The sequence below is a fragment of the Gordonibacter pamelaeae 7-10-1-b genome (assembly GCF_000210055.1).
Lineage (GTDB): Bacteria > Actinomycetota > Coriobacteriia > Coriobacteriales > Eggerthellaceae > Gordonibacter > Gordonibacter pamelaeae.
This window is the reverse complement of record NC_021021.1, coordinates 1,502,498-1,503,351: the sequence shown is the minus strand read 5'-3', so window position 1 is coordinate 1,503,351 and position 854 is coordinate 1,502,498. Positions and strand designations below refer to the sequence as shown.

Here is an 854-nt window from a genome sequence, read left to right as displayed (position 1 = left end):
GGCTGCCGCGGGGAAGGCCACCGCGGGGAATAGCGCTCCGGGTACCGATTACCGCGAGCACGGTATTCAACGTGATCGGCGTGCGGTACAATAGGTGCGGTCGGTAAGGCGCCCTCGGTTTCCGAGGGCGCCTTCTTTCGCTTTCGGGGTCGTGGCGATGTGATGCGCGGCGCCCGCCGGTCTCGTAGTCGATCACAGGTCTCGTTTTCCAACTTGTCTTCCGAGACCTCTCTACGGCCATCGTCGTCCCTTTCATCGTGGATATCGGTTTCCGACGTTTCCGACTAGTGGGCTTATATCCATTTTGTATAGATGGCATCACGGGGCGGATGGCCTTTCGCGTTCCAGGGAGGAGGTTTGGGTTGGGTCTTGTGGAATGGTATTCTTGCGGTAAGTAGTTTATATCTAGACCACATGGGTATAGTTGTCGGTAGGGAGACAGGAGGGTTTCTGTGAAAAGCGTCGAGGCAATCAAGATTCTGCATGGGTGCGACCTGGAGGGCCGGATCCTTTTCCGCAGCCGCGAGCTGGGGGCCCTTTTCGGTGAGTCCGGCGATACGCTCCGCTCGACCATCAAGAGGCTCACCGCGGACGGCATCCTCGAGCGCATCGCCCATGACGCGTACCTCTACCTGCTTTTCCACCCCAACGGCTGCGACCTGCTCGGCCATATCGCGGCGTTCTTGCGCCCCGGCGAGGTCACCTATGAAAGCCTCGAGTCTGCAGCATCGCAGTGGGGCTTCATCTCGCAGATCCCGCTCGGACGCATCTCATGCGTGACGACGGGCGCGGAAGGTCTCGTCGATACCCGTTTCGGTGCCATCGAGTTCGTTCACACGAACGATGGTTTGAAT

1 protein-coding gene is annotated in these 854 nt (G+C 59.4%); it reads left to right on the top strand.

Features of this window, described 5'->3' with window-relative positions:
- Positions 1-452: 452 nt before the first annotated feature.
- On the top strand, positions 453-854 hold a 402-nt coding region (locus GPA_RS18995), incomplete at its 3' end, for a helix-turn-helix domain-containing protein (protein ID WP_041239216.1).